Below are 16,563 nucleotides of genomic sequence, written 5' to 3' on the forward strand. Positions count from 1 at the left end.
GCAAAACCATGGGCTTTTGCGAAACCGGCTTAGACAAGTTCCTCATGATGCAGCCTCGCAAGCCCGTTGTCGGCCAGGCCCTTCAGCAACGCGTCGACGTCGGCCTGGCAGCGCTCCGGGTCGACATTGTAGCGCCCAAGCACGGCGCCGCGGATGTCCACGATCGACCTGGGCTCCTGGATCAAATCCCAGATGAAGGCGCCGACGCCATTCAGGCTGTAATAGATGTTGGATTTCAGATTGAGGAGCGCCAGCCCATCGCCGAACTCGCAAGCCACGGCATCCCTGGTCGCGCTCACACGATCGTGGTCGGCCAAATCTTGGCCGGATAGCTTCCAGCTCATCCCAAAACCTCGCTTACACTACGCTTCGGCAGTTCCAGGCAATGAAAAGTGGAGTCGGAGGTTTGGCCCCCGACTCTCTTATGTTTTTTAGATCCAGAGTCCCAACGTCGTCACTCTGGGAAAACTGCGATAGACTCAGGAAAACGTCAGGTCGCCGATCGGCGTATGCGCGGGAAACGATGCGTCGATCGCCGTGCTGCCGCCGCCGCCTTGGGTGATGGTTTCGATCGAACCATGTACCGTCAGGCTTGGCGTTTCGTAGTCATGCTTTTCAACATTCTGTTCCATTTTACTCTCCAATAAGGACTGGAAACGGCCTGTCGAGTGCCGTCAGCACTTTCATGCTGCAGCGCAATAGCTGCATGGCAGCATTTATGAGTCAAGCCTGATTTACCAAGTGTTAATCAATTACGGGTTGTGCGCGCGGCCTTGTGTGTAGGCCATGCCTAAAACCTGACTTCTTTTGAGCTAATTCCATGTGCATTGGGATGATGTCAACGGCGATTCTTTAAGCATCTGATTTTGCTTGCATAAAACATTGGCCATTGGGCCTGTTTTTTAGGCATCGCTAATAGGCGGGTTTCTTTTGGCAATCCACGATGAAAAGTGGTTGAAAAGCCTTGGCAACGGCGGCATTTCAGCTGCGGTTTTCGTCGCGCCCGAGATGGTATCGATAAACGTTCCGGTTGCAAAATTCCGCACTGCAAAAGGAAAGGCTTTACGGCATCGAGGTTTTTGGTGATGCTTGCTTCGCACTTGCAGCATACGCGTTGGGCAAATCGCTTTTTTGGAGACCGTGCGCTAAATGGCCTTGCCGGATAGTTCCTATGAACGATTGCGCGCCGCCGATTGTGCCGACGAGGTTGCCTATGTGCGGGCCTGCCTGCGGTTGTACTTCGCGGGGGTGGGAGCCACCCCGGGCGACGTGTCGATGCCTGGCCCTGGCGGTGTCCATGTCGCCGACATCGCCAGGCTGAACAAGGTCGCTACCTTTGTCCTCAAGGTCGTGTCGCGTGCGCCCGCGAATGAGAGACCGCCGGAGCTTTTCCATTGGCTGGACACCTACCGCAGGAGGACGGTTTCGATGAACGCGTCCTGCATCATGGATTCGATGGCGATCCATGACGCGCTGCGCGAAAGCCGGATCGATTTCGTCTTTCTGAAGGGCCCGTTCCAGCAGCGGCTGCTCTACGACGATCACTTCATGAAGCCTTCGGGCGATGTCGACATCCTGGTTTCTCCGGCCGGTTTTGTCAGGGCGCGTGATGCGCTTCGCGCGATCGGCTACGAGGTCGCCGGCAAGTCGCGTTCCGTCTGGTGGGTTCGCTTCCTCGGCGAACAGCATATGACGCGCGGCGACGGGCCGAAGCCGTCCACGGTCGATCTCCACTATCGACTCCAGCAGCCCGGCTCGCCCAGCCCGCGCGACGCGGACGGATTTCTGCGGCGCAAACGACAGGTCGAAATCGCCGGTGCGACCGTGCCGTTCACCTCGGTTGCCGATACGCTGCTTCTGTCCTGCATCAGCGTCGCCAAGGCGCTCTTCAACAGGGAACCCTGCGCGGGCTATGTCTGCGACGTGCGCGCCAGCGCCAGCCGCCTCGACGAGGCGGACCAGCAGCTTGTGCTCGATGCCGCGACTGCGCAGGGACTGGATGACACGCTGCTGCTTGGCCTGCGCGCCGCCGATGTGCTGCTCGGCGGTGCCGATACGCTGCTGTCGAGGCGGGCGACACGGATCCTGTCGCGCATCGGCAACGAGGACCTGCTCAACATGGTCATCGCGCCGTGGCTGTCGTCGCTTAGGTGGCCGCAGCGGCGAACGGTGCTATGGGAGTTGTGCGGCCGTGCGCCGGTCCGCTATCTGGCCGAGGCCAGCTGGGCTGCGTCGGCCGACATCAGCCGGCGCATCTTTGAACGGCCGGTCTGATGGAAATAGATCGGGCGCTGATGGAAAACAGATCGGGCATCGAACGAGTACGGGGCGAGGGCAAATCGATATCACCTGTACGAGAGGCAAATCCATGTCGATGACGAAATCCCAGGTCTGCGTGATCATCGCGGCCCGAAACGCGGCGCCGACAATCGCTGTCGCCATCGCGTCCGCGTTGCGCGAACCGGAAGTGGCGGAAGTCGTCGTCGTCGACGACGCCTCCACCGACGACACCGCGACAGTCGCGCGATCCGCCGACGACGGCAGCGGCCGGCTTGCGGTAATGCGCCTCGACGTCAATCGCGGCCCCTCCTTCGCCCGCAACGCCGCGATCGCCAGCTCGAGATCGCCGTTCATCAGCATTCTCGATGCCGACGATTTTTTTCTCGAAGGCCGGTTTCGCAACCTGTTTGCCGGCGCCGATTGGGATTTCGCGGCGGACAACATCATGCTGATCAGGGATGATGCGACGGGCGACGCGACGAAAATCGTTGCCCCGCAATTTGACGCGGATCCGGAATTCCTCGATTTCGAGCGCTTCGTCGAAGGCAATATCTCGAGGCGCCGCGTGCAAAGGGGCGAACTGGGCTTCCTCAAGCCGGTGATCAGCCGTGCCTTCCTCGACTGGCATGGGCTGCGCTATGACGAGAGCTTGCGGCTGGGCGAGGACTATGAGCTCTACGCCCGCGCGGTCGCCTGCGGGGCGCGGTTCAAGGTCATCCGCTCGTGCGGCTACGGCGCCATCGTCCGCGCTGATTCGCTCAGCGGCCGCCACAAGACGCAGGACCTGAAGCGTCTGGCCGATGCGGATCTGGCGCTGCTGGCGATCGACAGCCTGCCGGAAGGCTCGAAAGCGGTGCTGCGGCGGCACGAGCGGCATGTGCGCGACAAATACCGGCTGCGCAATTTCCTCGACGTCAAGGCCGAGCGCGGGCTGGCATCGGCCGCGGCCTACGCCTTCGCCAGCCAATCCAACCTCGTCCCCATCGTCCAGGGCGTGGCTTCCGACAAGCTCGAAGCGCTGTTTCGCCGCGTCGGCCTTGTGTCCAGGCACAAGCATGTGCCGCCGTTGCGCTTTCTGATGGCCGGCACCAGCACAGGCAAGGCGCGGTGAAACTGTCCGCGTCGTCCGCATCGTCCGGGTTGCCCGCCGATGACAAGCTCATCGCGCAAACCATTTCGGTCCGATTTATGAGTTTACGAACTGGGTGGTTGCCTCGCGGCTCCGAGGATGGCAGTCTATGTTGCGGTGCAGCAAATTCAACGACCAGCCGAACTGGCCCCCGATCGGATTGGTCTGATGTCTCTCCCTCAGAGGAGCAGGACAATGCAACGTGAGTTTTTGAGCCCCGGCTGCGGGGATCGGCCAGAAGCCCCGGCTACGGGCCGGCGATGACAGGGATCTAAGTTCATGGCCTCGATATTCGGTTTCAGATCAAGGGATCCGGCCCGCGACCGGCAGACCGATGGTTCACGCCTCGATCGTCTGGCAAAGCTGTTTGAGCAGATCGCGGTCGAGATCGAGGCCGAAAGGGCCGGGTTGGAGAATCGCTATCGCACGAAAGCGACCAACGCCGCTTTCCTGGTCGAAGCGATGGAGAACGGCTCCACCTCCGACCGTCGGTCATCCGAAGTCAGCGAACTGACGAAGTCGATCCTGAACTGCGAACGCCGCATCGCGGAGTTGTCGCGCCAGAACGGCATGATGAAAGAGCTTCGTCATTCGCTGGACATGGTCTTCGTCGAGAAAGCGCCGTCCGATTCGGCCACCTCCACGGAATTCGCCAGACCGGCGGGCGCTGGCAGAGGTTGAACGTGAAGGCCCGGAATTGTTGCAGCAGACTTGATGCGAGGCAGGACGAGGGAACGAGAGGGGTCAAACAGGAGGTCAAGGTTGGCCCGTTCAGGAGCGGTTCGAAAGTCGACTTTGGGTTGGGGATGCACAGCACAAAGGTGAGTTTGGTATGAATTCGAATCCGAAAACTATGTCCACCATCGCAACCGGCGGAACGCCGTTCACGCGCCGCGCAAGGCAAGCTGGCCTCAGGCGGTTGAGTGCGATCAGCGCGTTGCTGCTGGCCGCACTTGGCAGCCTGTCGACGTCTCCGTCCCATGCCCAGGACATTGCGACGTCGCCATCATTCGTCGATGATTTCACCAGCTTCGATCGTGCACGCTGGTATGTTTCCGACGGCTGGTCGAACGGCAGTCATCAAAATTGCACCTGGTCGAAAGGCCTGGTCGAGCTTTCCGACGGCGTGCTGTCGCTTGGCTTCGAAAAGCAGAAGCTGAAGGATCGCGACTACGCCTGCGGCGAGATCCAGACCAAGCAGCGCTTCGGCTACGGCACCTATGAGGCACGGATGAAGACCGACACCGGCTCCGGTCTCAATGCGGCTTTCTTCTCCTATATCGGCCCCACCGACAAGCAGCCCTGGGACGAAATCGATTTCGAAATCCTGACCAAGGACACCTCGAAGGTGCAGGTCAATGCCTATATCGCCGGCAAGGGCAAGAATGAGAAGCTGGTCGACGTGGCCGGCGGCACCGAAAACGCCTTCAACGACTACGCCTTCGTCTGGGAGAAGGACAGCTTGCGCTGGTACCTCAACGGCAAGTTGGTGAACACCATCACCGATCCGGCGAAATTGCCAACCCATGCCCAGAAGATATTCTTCAGCCTTTGGGGAAGCGACAAGATGACCGGCTGGATGGGAGCGTTCGCGGATCCAGGCCGCAAGCTTAAGCTGCAGATCGATCGTGTCGCGTTCACCGCCCTGGGCGAGCCCTGCCAGTTTCCGGAATCGCTGGCATGCAGCATAAAGTAATTGGGAAAGTCGACTTGAACTGGCAGGGCCGAAAGCGGTCCGCTGCCTTGCATGGGAATGAAACCGAATGAATTTGACGGTCTTTGGAATTGGTTATGTCGGTCTCGTGCAGGCGGCGGTGCTTGCCGAAGTCGGGCACCAGGTGGTGTGCGTCGACATAGACGCCAACAGGGTCGAGCGGCTCAACCAGGGCTTCGTGCCGATCTTCGAGCCTGGACTGGAAAGCCTCGTCAAGGAGAACCACGCCGCTGGCCGCATCAAGTTCACCACCGATGCCGCGGCCGCGGTCAGGCATGGCGAAATCCAGATGATCGCGGTCGGCACGCCGCCCGGCGAGGACGGTTCGGCCGATCTCAAATATGTGCTGGCCGTCGCCGAGACCATCGGCCGCGAGATGGACTCCCCGAAGATCATCGTCGGCAAATCGACCGTGCCGGTCGGCACCTGCGAGAAGGTGAAGGCCAGGATCGCCGAAACACTGAAGAAAAGAGGCCGCGAGGACCTGGCCTTCGACGTCGCTTCGAACCCGGAATTCCTCAAGGAGGGTTCCGCGGTTGCCGATTGCATGAAGCCCGACCGCATCATCGTCGGCACCGACAGCGAGGGCACCGAGGCGGTGATGCGCGAGCTCTACGCTCCCTTCAACCGCAACCACGAGAAGATGATCGTGATGGACGTGCGCAGCGCCGAGTTCACCAAATACGCCGCCAACTGCATGCTGGCGACCAAGATCAGCTTCATGAACGAGATGGCCAACCTGGCAGAGCAGCTCGGCGCCGACATCGAAGAGGTCCGCAAGGGCATCGGCAGCGATCCGCGCATCGGCTACCACTTCATCTATCCGGGTCTTGGTTATGGCGGCTCGTGCTTTCCCAAGGATGTGCGCGCCCTGATCAAGACGGCCGAGGGCGTCAAGTTCGACGCCAAGCTGCTGCGCGCCGTCGAGGAGCGCAACAACGAGCAGAAATCGGTGCTGTTCGACAAGGTGAACCGCTATTTCAAGGGCAACCTCAAGGGCAAGACTTTTGCGCTGTGGGGGCTGGCCTTCAAGCCCAACACCGACGACATGCGCGAGGCGCCGGCACGCACGCTGATGGAGGCACTGTGGAACGCCGGCGCCAATGTGCAGGCCTATGACCCCGAAGCGATGCAGGAATGCCAGGCCATCTACGGGCTGCGCGACGACCTGCTGCTGTGCGGCACCAAGGAAGCAGCCCTGCGTGGCGCCGATGCGCTGCTGATCGCCACCGAATGGAAGAGTTTCCGTGCGCCGTCCTTCGACGCGATGAAAGATGCGCTGACGACGCCGATCATCTTCGATGGCCGCAACCTGTATGACCCCAAGGTCATCGCCCGCCACGGCATCGAATATCACTCGATCGGCAGAATGGCGGCGTGAGGCTCGGAGCGAAGAGCCGGAAGCAGAACCTGGCGGGCGCGCCCGGCGCGGAAAGGAGTTGTGGCTGATGGTGCTGGACGTAAAGCCCGAGCAAATCACCAGGGATCATTTCGATCTCGTCGCAATCGGTTCCGGCTTCGGTTCGGCCTTCTTCCTGCATGAGTTCGCCAGGCGGCGAAAGGCACGCGTCCTGGTGCTCGAATGGGGCCGGCACAACACCCATGAATGGCAGCTCGCGCAGAACGCCAACACCGATATCGACGACGAGACGACCTACAAGACCAATTCCGACAAGCCGTGGAATTACACCATCGGACTGGGTGGCGGCACCAATTGCTGGTTCGCGCAGACGCCAAGGTTCCATCCCAACGACTTCAGGCTGAAAAGCACCTATGGTATCGGCAACGACTGGCCGATCAGCTATGACGACGTCGAGCCGTTCTACTGCGACGCTGAAGACATCATGTCGATCTCGGGCGATCCCGACATGGCGGCGATGCTGCCACGCTCGAAGCCGTTTCCGCAACCGCCGCATCGTATGTCGACGCCGGACCGGATGATGAAGGCGGCGCAGCCCGGCCAGCATTTCGTCATGCCAACGGCACGGGCGCGAGTGCCGACCGCGCAGCGCACCTCCTGCTGTGCCAATCTGCGCTGCTGGCTGTGTCCGGTCGACGCCAAATTCACCGTCAACAACGGGTTGATGCATGTCTTCGAGCATCCCGACATTTCGGTCTGCCTCGGTGCGGAGGTGCGGCGGCTCGATCACGTCGGCGGCACGGTCCGCTCGGTCACGTTCACGCATGATGGCAAGGAATACCAGGTCAGCGGCGACCTTTTCCTTCTTGGCGCCAATGCCATCCAGAGCGCGGCGATCATGCTGAGATCCGGGCTGGGCGGCGAATTCGTCGGTCGCGGCCTGCATGAATCCTACGGTTGGAACTTCGAGGTCTATCTCGACGGTGTCGACAATTTCGACGGCAGCACCATCACGACCGGCCTGAACTTCGGCCTCTATGACGGTCCGCACCGATCGGAGCATGCGGCGGCGCTGGTCTATTTCGAGAACCGCTGGCAGCACGGAATGCGTGCGGAAAAGGGACGGCTGCGCCAGGCGCTGCCACTCGTCGTGGTCACCGAAAACCTGCTCGACCACGAAAATTTCGTCACCCTCGACGAGGACGAGAACGCCTTCGTCAGCTTCAAGGCGCCGTCGGACTACGCGGTGAAGGGCATGGCTCGCGCGCTGGAGAAATTGCCTGACCTTTTGGCCCCGCTGCCAGTCGAAAAGCTCTTCGATCGTGGCATCCGGCCAACCGAATCGCACGTCCAGGGCACGCTGAGGATGGGCTCCGGCCCGGCCGATTCGGTGATCGACAGCGACATGATCCATCACCAGCTGAGAAACCTGGTTGTCGTCGGCACCAGCACCTATCCGAGCTGCTCCTGCGCCAACCCGAGCCTGACCGCCGCGGCCCTCTCCCTGAGGGCGGCGAGCCGCATGGCCTAGAAGGAGGGCATCGAATGATCGAAATTTCCAGACGCTCGGCCTTGGCGATCGTGGCCGGTGGGGTGGTGTCGACCGGTGTCGCCTTTGCCGCCGTCAGTTCGTTTTCGGATGAGGATCTGGTGCGCGTCACACTCGAAAAATACCTCGGCAGGCTGAACATCCGCCTCGAGCATCTGCAGCAGTTCGTGCTGGAATTCCGCAACCGGAACCCGTGGATATTTCCCAGCGAGAAGCTTAGCGACGCCGTCACGTTGGTCGAGGAGCTCAAATTGGGCGCCGCCCGCCGCCTGCTGCCCCAGGAGAAGCGGGAAGATCTGGTGCATTTCGACCGCTGGGTCATCGCCGAATTCCATATGCTGACAGACTATGCCTGGCGCAGTTCACCAAGTGATCCGATCCGCTTCACCGGGTGGCAGTCATGCACCAATCCGTTCGCGAATCTGGAGCCGCCGAAGCTTGCCTGACGTCGAAAGCGAGGCGCCGCCGGTGGCCTCGGAACCGAAATACGAGATGCGACAAGGAGCCCGATCCCATGAAAGTCCTTTTTGCAGGTGGCAGTGGCTACCCACCCGAGTTCAGCGGCGGTGTTCAGTCGAGCACGCACCATCTGGCCGAACAACTGATCGAACATGGGCACGAAGCCGCGGTGCTCGCCGCCCTGTTCGGCGATGGTGTCTTCGGCCTGAAGGCGCGCGCCAAGATGAAGCTGCTGCGGCAGCCGGCGGGTATCGACTGCTATCCCGGCTATCCTGTGGTGCGGGCCTGGTTTCCCTGGGAAGCGGCGACCTTTGCCGTCGACAAGCTGAAGCCGGATGTGGCCGTGGTCCAGTGCCACAAATCGGTTCCGCTCGGCAAGGCGCTGCAGGCGGAGGGCGTGCCTTTGGTCGTCTATCTCCGCAACGTCGAATTCCATGAACTGGGCGGCGACCTGCGCGAGCTCCATTCAGCGCTGTACATCGCCAATTCGGAGTTCACCGCGCGCACCTATAGACGAGAATTCGGCATCGAGGCGACGGTGATCCCGCCGACCATCAATCCGGCGCACTACAGCACGCCTACGACGGGCCAGTTTGTCACACTGATCAATCCCTATGAGGAAAAGGGTTTTGAACTCGCGGTGCGCATCGCCGGCGCGTGTCGCGAAATCCCGTTCCTGTTCGTCGAAAGCTGGAAGCTGGAGGACGATCATCGGGCGCGAATCGAACAGACGATCGCCCCTTTGGGCAATGTCGTGCTGGAGAGCCGCACCAGCGACATGAAGACGGTCTATGGCCGCACCAAGATCCTGCTTGCTCCCAGCAAGTGGGAAGAGGCCTGGGGTCGCGTCGCGTCGGAGGCCCATTGCAGCGGAATCCCGGTCGTCGGCTCGCGGCGTGGTGGCCTGCCCGAGGCGATCGGTTCAGGTGGCGTGGTGCTCGACTACGATGCTCCGCTGGCCGACTGGGTAGCTGCCGTCAGGCGGCTGTGGAACGACAGCCAGGAATACGACCGGCTTTCGGGCCTCGCGCGCGGCTTCGCCGGGCGCCCGGAACTCGATCCCGATCGCCAGTTCATCACCTTCTTCTCGATATTGGATAGGGCGATGCAACAGCGCGCGCGCCAAGCCGCGTAACCAGGGCTCGAGGCTGGCAGCGGATCAGGCCGGGCGTTTGACCCGGCTTTTCAGCGTCTCATAACCACGGGCGCCGAGCAGGGCGCGGGCAAGGGTCTTGGCGGCGCTCTTGCGGCCCTCTTGCGAGTTGATCTGCCGCAACCGTGCCGGCAGGTTGCGGGCTGCCTGGCCAAGCGCCGGCAACGACAGCGCGTCTGGAAAGCTGACCATATGCGTTTCGACGCACAGCACCGGCTTGCCGGACAGTTCGGTGATCCTCAGCGCCTGCTCGTGCTCGCTCTCGATGAACAGGATGGCATCGGATTTGCGGTAGAAATCGGCCTTGAAACTGCCATGCGCGCCAAGCCGCTGCCGTTCCGCCTTGCTCGGCAGATCGAGCATGACCAGCTGGTCGTATTTGATCCCGCTCTTGTCGAGCCACGCCTCGGTCAGCGCGCGGTATTTCTCCAGCCGACTGGTGACCAGCCAGCCGATCTTGTGGGTGGGGGCATAGAGAGGCCGCGCTTCGCTGAGGAACTTTTCGTAAGCCGGGCCGTCGTCGTTTTCGGCTTCGGTCGGATCGAGGCACAGCACGCCGTCAATATCGACGCAGCATTGCGCCAGGAATTTGTGATGCATGAAGTTCCACTGGAACATGCGCGGATGCGGCACGACCTCGAACACCACATCGGTCTCCTGATGCCGAGGCTCGAGACCGAACACGGCGGCAAAGGTGAAGTCTCCTTCGATGCCGGCAGCCTGAATACGGGCGCGCGCGTCACGCATCGCGTTGCCGCCGGCGACGCTGTCGTCGATCACCAGCACCTTGCGCATCTCGGAGACCTTGCGGTCGAGTGCCGCCCGGCGCTTGGTGATGCCGGACGTGTAGACCCGGCCGGCCAGGAAGCTGTCGAGATCAGTCATCGGAATGTTCGCCGAAAGACTGACCAGCGTCGCAGCCAGGATGCCGCTTCTCGGAACGCCGACGACCAGGTCGATGTCGCGCGGCAGACGGTGCAGGCCCCTGACGATGGCGTCGTTCATGTCGGAAATCGATCGGTAATGCATGGGTTCAGACCTGGTCCTGGAGTGAATGTCGTACCTGTCGAGGTCGCGCAACTATTGCGCCTCGCGTGGTGTCGCCGCGGGCAGCCTTGCCGGCAGCATCTTCAAAGCCTCGCGCAGGGCTTCGCGGCCGGATGCGAATGCCAACGCAATGACGATGGTGATCAGGTAGGCGAGAATGGCGCCGCTGGCCAAGCCAATGACATGCTGCTGCGGCAGCAGCGGCTTGATGAACCAGATGGCGGCCAGCGCCAGATGGGCGCCAAGCACGAATGGCGTTGCCGCGCGCAGCACATGATGCGCCTGCAGCGGACCGCTCTTGCCGACATAGAGCCATAGGAATGGCGTTCTCAGATACTCGCTGATCGCATAGGCAATCGCCACGCCCAGTGCGCCATAGGGCAGGCCAAGCGCGAAGGCCAGCACCGAGGTCACGGCCGTGACGATGCCCCAGCGCATGAAGTCGCCGGAGCGGCCCTGGCTGACGAAAAGCCATCCCGCCGGATTGTTGAGCGGCTGCAGCAGCCCGGCGAAGCCGAGCGCCAGGAAAATGCTGGCGCTCGCGCGCCATTGCTCGCCGAGCACGAAGGGGATCAGCACGTCCGACATCGCGGTGGCGAAGGCGACCCCCGGAAGCGCCACCAGCAGGATCAGCGGCATGACGCGCAGATAGGCGCTGCGATAGCGGTCCGGCTCGTCCTTCAGCCTGGACAGCGCCGGAACCATGACCTTCGACAATGGGTTGGTGATCTGGCTCAGCGGAAACAAAAGCAGCTTGTAGGCGCGGTCATAAAGGCCGAGCTGGGCTTCGCCCCAGTATTTGCCGATCAGCACGTTGTCGAGGTTGCGGGCAAAGAAATTGGCGAAGTTGAAGCCGGTGATGCCGGCGCCGAAATTGATCAGTTCACTGATTCCGGCTACCTTGCGCGGCAGGCCGGGGCGCCAGCGCGAGCTTGCCCAATAGCAGAGCGTCGGCAGCACCGCGCCGGTCAGCGTGCCGACGAACAGCGCCCAATAGGAGCGGTCGATGAAGGTCCAGGCGATCGATACGGCCAGACCCACGACGGCGCTGGCGACGTCGATGACGGCCAGCCGGCCGAACTGCATGCGGCGCGTCAAAAGCGCCAGATGCTGCGCGCCGAGCCCATAGGCCATGATCTGCAGCCCGAACGCGGCTACCAGGCCGGCCACGCGCGGCTCGCCATAAAAGGCGGCGACCAGCGGAGCGGCACCCGCAAGCACACAGGCCAGGATCGCGCTGACGGCAACATTGATCCAGAAGAGGTAGTTCACCTCCTCATGCCGAATGCCGTTTTTCTGGATTGTCGCCTGGGTCAGGCCGAAATCCTGGAACAGCGCGATGAAGGCCAGCACTGGCGCACACATCGCAACGACGCCGAAATCCTGCGGCGACAACAGCCGCGACAGCACGATGACGGATATGATCTGTGTCGCGACCCGCACCGATTGCGCCACGGCCGTGACAACCGCGCCGCGCCCGACAGATTTGCGCAGAGAGCCTTCCGGCGGATCGAATGCATTGGCTTCCAAATTCAGGATTCCTGATTTTTGCGCGGATTCCGAGCCCGAAAATCCACTACCGCCGCCAACGGACAAACTACGGCAATAATTTTGCAGTGCAACAGAAAACGTGGATCACTGCGCCAAAAATGTTGCGATGCAGCAAGACCTGTACTAGGTTCCCCTTGGGTGGGCCAACAGCGGTCGAGTTTTCATGCTGCATGTCTTGTACCTTGTACACGACGTTTCCGACCCGGCAGTGCGCCGGCGGATCATAATGCTGAGGGCAGGTGGAGCCCAGGTCACCTTGGCCGGCTTTCGTCGCACCACGAATCCGATTGCGGATATCGAGGGATTGCGGCCGATCGACCTTGGCGCGACGCGTGACGGGCGATTCGGCCAGCGGCTCGCGGCCATCGCCAAGGCGGCGGTTTCAATAGGCTCCAAGCTTGGCGGCATGCCAAGGCCCGATCTCATCATTGCGCGCAACCTGGAAATGCTGGCGCTTGCCCGCCGCGCCGGATCGGCCTTCAGTGCATCGGTTCCGATCGTCTACGAATGCCTCGACATTCATCGCCTTGTGCTTCGCAACGATGTCCTGGGCAAGGCACTGCGTGCCACCGAACGCTTTCTGGCCAGGGACGTGAAACTGCTGGTGACCAGCTCGCCTGCCTTCATCGCCAATTATTTCAAACCGTTCGGCCAGGTCGCGGCGCCGGTCGAACTGGTTGAGAACAAGTATTTCGAGGCCGCCGCGATCTTGCCCGGCGCTTCCGAGGCGCCCGGTGATTCGGAGGCGGCTGAGAGTCCGGTCGGACCGCCATGGCGGATCGGGTGGTTCGGCGCGCTGCGCTGCCGGCGCTCGCTCAAACTGCTGGCCGATTTTTCGCGCCGGATGGAGGGACGCTTCGAGATCGTGCTGCGCGGCCGTCCGGCCCTGTCCGAATTCCCGGATTTCCATGCGTTCGTCGAATCCGAGCCGTGGCTGTCGTTTCGCGGGCCGTATCGCAATCCAGAGGACATGGCGGCGATCTACGGCGAAGTCCATTTTTCCTGGGCGATCGATTTCTTCGAAGCGGGGCAGAACTCGGAATGGCTGCTGCCCAACCGCCTCTATGAAGGCTGCCGCTTCGGCGCGGTGCCGATCTCGATGGGCAACACCGAAACCGGGCGGTTCCTCAGCCAGCAGGATATCGGCATTCTCTTGCCAGTGGCTTCGCCCGAGGCGCTCAAGGCCACACTTGGCAAGATGGACGAGCATTGCTTTGCCAGATTGAAGACGCGTGTTGTTGCCCGCAATCCGAGGACCTGGAGCTACGACCGCAGCGATTGCCGGGCGCTTGTCGAGCGGCTGCGCAGCCTGACCGCCGTATCGGGTTCGTTTGCAGCCGAGGCATTGGCATAGGATGACTGAACATGGACAGAGGCTGATGACGCAGACTAAAAAAACTTCATCCAGCCTGATTGTTATTCCGTGCCTGAACGAAGCGGCCCATATCGGTGTGCTGCTCGATCAACTGCGCCCCGCCGCGGCAAGGCTTGGCGCCAGGATCATCGTCGCCGACGGCGGCAGCACCGACGGCACGCTGGCTATCGTCAAAGACATCGCAAGCAAGGATCCGCGCGTTATCCTGCTTCACAACGAACGGCGCATCCAGAGCGCGGCGATAAACCTCGCCGTCGGCACCTTCGGCGAAGGTGCCGACTATCTCATCCGCATCGATGCGCATGGCGGCTATCCCGACGACTATTGTGATCGGCTGGTCGAGGAGGCGTTGGCCACCGGGGCGGATTCGGTTGTGGTTTCGATGCTGACCAGCGGCAGCGGCACCGTGCAGAAGGCCGTCGCGGCGGCACAGAATTCCAAGCTCGGCACCGGCGGCTCCAAGCACCGGCACCTCTCAGCCGGAGAGTGGGTCGATCACGGTCATCACGCGCTGATTCGGATTTCGTCCTTCGGTTCTGTCGGCGGCTATGACGAGACGTTCAGCCACAACGAGGATGCCGAACTCGACTACAGGCTGAGGCAAGCCGGCTACAAGATCTGGATGAGCGGCAAGACGCAGATGATCTACTATCCGCGCGCCTCGCTCCGTGGCCTCTATTTCCAGTATCTCGGCTATGGTCGCGGCCGCGCCAAGAATGTGCTGAAGCACCGCGTCATCCCGAAGGTCCGGCAGATGGTGCCGCTCCTGGTGTTTCCGGTCGTGTTGCTGGCGGCCTTCTCCTTCGTGCACTGGCTGGCGGCGGTGCCGCTTTTGCTGTGGGCCTCGGTGTGCCAAGGCTATGGCCTGTGGACGGCCATCCGCCAGCGCAACGCCGACATCGCGCTTGCCGGCGTCTCGGCGATGGTCATGCATCTTGGCTGGTCTGTCGGCTTCTGGCTGCAGCTTCTCGGCCTCCGGTCGCGGCGCGGGGTGGCGTGATGGCGATGCAGGCCAAGAACCGCAGCATCGACATCGGCGTCTGCACGTTCCGCCGGCCGGAACTGGCCGACACGCTGCGCTCGCTCGACGCCATGGATATGCCGGTGGGGTTCGATATCAGCATCATCGTCGCCGACAATGATGACACGCCGACCGCCCGGGATCTGGTGACGGCGCTGTCGCGGGAATTGACGCTGCCGATCCGCTATCAGCATTGCCCGGCGCGCAACATCTCGATCGCCCGCAACGCTTGCCTCGACACCAGCACGGCGGATTTCGTCGCTTTCATCGACGATGACGAGACGGCCACGCCCCGCTGGCTCGCCGAGCTGGTCGCCATGGCGCAATCGAGCGGTGCGGCCGCCGTGCTTGGCCCGGTCAAGGCGCGCTATCGCCCGGATGCGCCGGACTGGATGCGGCGCGGCGACTTCCATTCGACCTTGCCCGTCTGGGTGCGCGGCGAGATCCAGACCGGCTACACCTGCAACGTCCTGCTCCGCATGGGATCGGACAGCCTGCGTGGCCGCCGCTTCAGCCTGGCGCGTGGCCAGACCGGCGGCGAAGACACCGAGTTCTTCGACCAGATGCACAAAGCGGGCGGCCGCATCTTCTTTTCGCCCGAGGCCTGGGTCGACGAGGTGGTGCCGCGCTCGAGGGCGGCCTTCGACTGGCTCGGCCGCCGCCGCTTCCGCGTCGGGCAGACGCATGGGCATCTTCTGGGGCGCAACGCGCGCGGCATCGGCCTGGTCAAGCAGGTCGGCCTGGCGTCGGCAAAGGCCATCTATTGCTTCGCCTCGGCAGTTCCGGTCGTCATCAGTCCGGTTCGCAGGAACCGCAGCGTGCTGCGCGGCATTATGCATGTCGGCGTCGTCAGTGGCCTCGTCGGCATCCGCGAAATCCGCCTCTACGGCCAGCCTTCGCCGCAGGAAGGAGGCAAGCGTGCAGCCTGACGTTAGCTTTGTCATCGCCGCCTACAACGCCGAGGCGACCCTGGACCGGGCGATCGCGAGCGCCATTGCGCAGAAGAACGTCACGGTCGAAATCATCGTTGTCGACGACAAGTCGCGCGACGCGACGCTCGACGTGGCGCGGGCCTACCCTCCCGAAACCGTTCGCGTCATCGCCCTGGCCAGCAATCGCGGTCCCGGCGGCGCCAGGAATGCCGGGCTCGATGGCGCCCGCGGCAGATGGATCGCGGTTCTCGATTCCGACGACGCCGTCTTTCCCGGCCGCATCGCCGCCATGATCGCCCGCGCCGAAAAGGCAGGCGCGCAGATCGCCGTCGACAATTTGCAGGTCATCCGCGAGGACGGTGTCGTCGAGGACGCGATGTTTCCCATGCGCTATCTGGAGGAGTTGAGCGAAATCTCGCTGGCCAGCTACATCGCCGGCAACGTCGTCTTCGAATCGAAGTTCAATCTCGGCTACCTCAAGCCGATCTTCCAGCGCGAGTTCCTGGATGAAAACGGACTTCGCTATGATGAAAAACTGAGCATCGGTGAAGACTACATCCTGCTTGCCAACGCTTTGGCCAAGGGCGGCAAATGCGTGGTCGAGCCGACGATCGGCTATGCCTATCATATCCGCAGCGGCTCCATCTCCCGCGTGCTCGAGCTTCACCATGTCGAAGCGATGCGCAAGGCAGATGCCGTGTTCGCTCAAACCCATTCGATGGACGAGGCCGCGCAAGTCGCGTTCGCCCGGCGCGGCCGCAGCCTGCGCAAGGCCGCATCGTTCCTGTCTATGGTTCAGCACATCAAGGCGCGGTCCCCGCTCAAGGCGATCCGGACAGCGCTCAGCGACCCGGCGGCGGTCAGGCATATGGGCATGCCGATCGCCTTGCGGTTGCGAAGAGTGGCGGCGCAGTTTGCCGTTGGGGTGGGGAGGTGAAGATGCAGGCACATGGAGGGGTTTTTCGTGGCCTGCGAATGGACTGAAGTCGATCT

The 16,563-nt window shown here is 62.3% G+C and carries 16 protein-coding genes; 12 read left to right on the forward strand and 4 right to left on the reverse strand.

Annotated elements, in window-relative coordinates:
- Nucleotides 1-29: 29 nt before the first annotated feature.
- Complete coding sequence (locus AC1D10_RS13175) at nucleotides 30-344, reverse strand: PqqD family protein (RefSeq protein ID WP_477272312.1); 315 nt, start codon at nucleotides 342-344, stop codon at nucleotides 30-32.
- A 135-nt stretch (nucleotides 345-479) separates the two neighbouring features.
- Complete coding sequence (locus AC1D10_RS13180; RefSeq protein ID WP_379101437.1) at nucleotides 480-632, reverse strand: lasso peptide; 153 nt, start codon at nucleotides 630-632, stop codon at nucleotides 480-482.
- 517 nt (nucleotides 633-1,149) lie between these two features.
- Here AC1D10_RS13180 and AC1D10_RS13185 point away from each other — a divergent pair.
- From AC1D10_RS13185 to AC1D10_RS13220, 8 genes are all read left to right on the forward strand, one after another.
- Nucleotides 1,150-2,274, forward strand: coding sequence for a nucleotidyltransferase family protein (locus tag AC1D10_RS13185; RefSeq protein ID WP_477272315.1), 1,125 nt, complete (start codon nucleotides 1,150-1,152; stop codon nucleotides 2,272-2,274).
- A gap of 94 nt (nucleotides 2,275-2,368) precedes the next feature.
- Nucleotides 2,369-3,391, forward strand: coding sequence for a glycosyltransferase family 2 protein (locus tag AC1D10_RS13190; protein ID WP_477272317.1), 1,023 nt, complete (start codon nucleotides 2,369-2,371; stop codon nucleotides 3,389-3,391).
- A gap of 297 nt (nucleotides 3,392-3,688) precedes the next feature.
- Entirely contained in the window at nucleotides 3,689-4,090 is a 402-nt protein-coding gene (locus tag AC1D10_RS13195) for a hypothetical protein (protein WP_477272319.1), read from the forward strand.
- Nucleotides 4,091-4,241: 151 nt separating this feature from the next.
- The gene (gene exoK, locus AC1D10_RS13200; RefSeq protein ID WP_477272321.1) at nucleotides 4,242-5,105 is read left to right on the forward strand and encodes an endo-1,3-1,4-beta-glycanase ExoK; all 864 of its coding nucleotides are present in this window, start codon (nucleotides 4,242-4,244) and stop codon (nucleotides 5,103-5,105) included.
- A 67-nt stretch (nucleotides 5,106-5,172) separates the two neighbouring features.
- The gene (locus AC1D10_RS13205) at nucleotides 5,173-6,504 is read left to right on the forward strand and encodes a UDP-glucose dehydrogenase family protein (protein WP_379101445.1); all 1,332 of its coding nucleotides are present in this window, start codon (nucleotides 5,173-5,175) and stop codon (nucleotides 6,502-6,504) included.
- A gap of 67 nt (nucleotides 6,505-6,571) precedes the next feature.
- Nucleotides 6,572-8,014 carry a GMC oxidoreductase gene (locus tag AC1D10_RS13210; RefSeq protein ID WP_477272324.1) on the forward strand — a complete coding sequence of 481 codons (1,443 nt, stop codon included), beginning with the start codon at nucleotides 6,572-6,574 and terminating at the stop codon, nucleotides 8,012-8,014.
- Nucleotides 8,015-8,028: 14 nt separating this feature from the next.
- Nucleotides 8,029-8,478, forward strand: a complete 450-nt coding sequence (locus AC1D10_RS13215) for a hypothetical protein (protein ID WP_477272326.1) — start codon at nucleotides 8,029-8,031, stop codon at nucleotides 8,476-8,478.
- 68 nt (nucleotides 8,479-8,546) lie between these two features.
- Entirely contained in the window at nucleotides 8,547-9,626 is a 1,080-nt protein-coding gene (locus AC1D10_RS13220; RefSeq protein ID WP_477272328.1) for a glycosyltransferase, read from the forward strand.
- A gap of 24 nt (nucleotides 9,627-9,650) precedes the next feature.
- On the opposite strand, the gene AC1D10_RS13225 is transcribed toward AC1D10_RS13220, so the two are convergent.
- Together AC1D10_RS13225 and AC1D10_RS13230 are read right to left on the reverse strand one after the other, a co-directional pair.
- A complete protein-coding gene (locus tag AC1D10_RS13225; protein WP_477272330.1) occupies nucleotides 9,651-10,673 on the reverse strand; it encodes a phosphoribosyltransferase in 1,023 nt (340 codons plus the stop codon).
- Between the two features lie 51 nt (nucleotides 10,674-10,724).
- Nucleotides 10,725-12,221, reverse strand: coding sequence for a lipopolysaccharide biosynthesis protein (locus AC1D10_RS13230; RefSeq protein ID WP_477272332.1), 1,497 nt, complete (start codon nucleotides 12,219-12,221; stop codon nucleotides 10,725-10,727).
- Nucleotides 12,222-12,405: 184 nt separating this feature from the next.
- Between AC1D10_RS13230 and AC1D10_RS13235 the strand changes: the two genes are divergently transcribed.
- The 4 genes from AC1D10_RS13235 to AC1D10_RS13250 are packed head-to-tail and all read left to right on the forward strand — an operon-like array spanning nucleotide 12,406 to nucleotide 16,507.
- Complete coding sequence (locus tag AC1D10_RS13235) at nucleotides 12,406-13,596, forward strand: glycosyltransferase family protein (RefSeq protein WP_477272334.1); 1,191 nt, start codon at nucleotides 12,406-12,408, stop codon at nucleotides 13,594-13,596.
- Nucleotides 13,597-13,621: 25 nt separating this feature from the next.
- The gene (locus tag AC1D10_RS13240; RefSeq protein WP_477272336.1) at nucleotides 13,622-14,617 is read left to right on the forward strand and encodes a glycosyltransferase family 2 protein; all 996 of its coding nucleotides are present in this window, start codon (nucleotides 13,622-13,624) and stop codon (nucleotides 14,615-14,617) included.
- Nucleotides 14,617-15,567 carry a glycosyltransferase family 2 protein gene (locus AC1D10_RS13245; RefSeq protein WP_477272338.1) on the forward strand — a complete coding sequence of 317 codons (951 nt, stop codon included), beginning with the start codon at nucleotides 14,617-14,619 and terminating at the stop codon, nucleotides 15,565-15,567. The genes AC1D10_RS13240 and AC1D10_RS13245 overlap by 1 nt, the downstream gene beginning before the upstream one ends.
- Nucleotides 15,557-16,507, forward strand: coding sequence for a glycosyltransferase family 2 protein (locus tag AC1D10_RS13250; protein ID WP_477272340.1), 951 nt, complete (start codon nucleotides 15,557-15,559; stop codon nucleotides 16,505-16,507). Before AC1D10_RS13245 ends, AC1D10_RS13250 begins: the two co-directional genes overlap by 11 nt.
- The last annotated feature ends 56 nt before the right edge of the window (nucleotides 16,508-16,563 follow it).

It is taken from the genome of Mesorhizobium sp. P2_A8, from assembly GCF_056404935.1.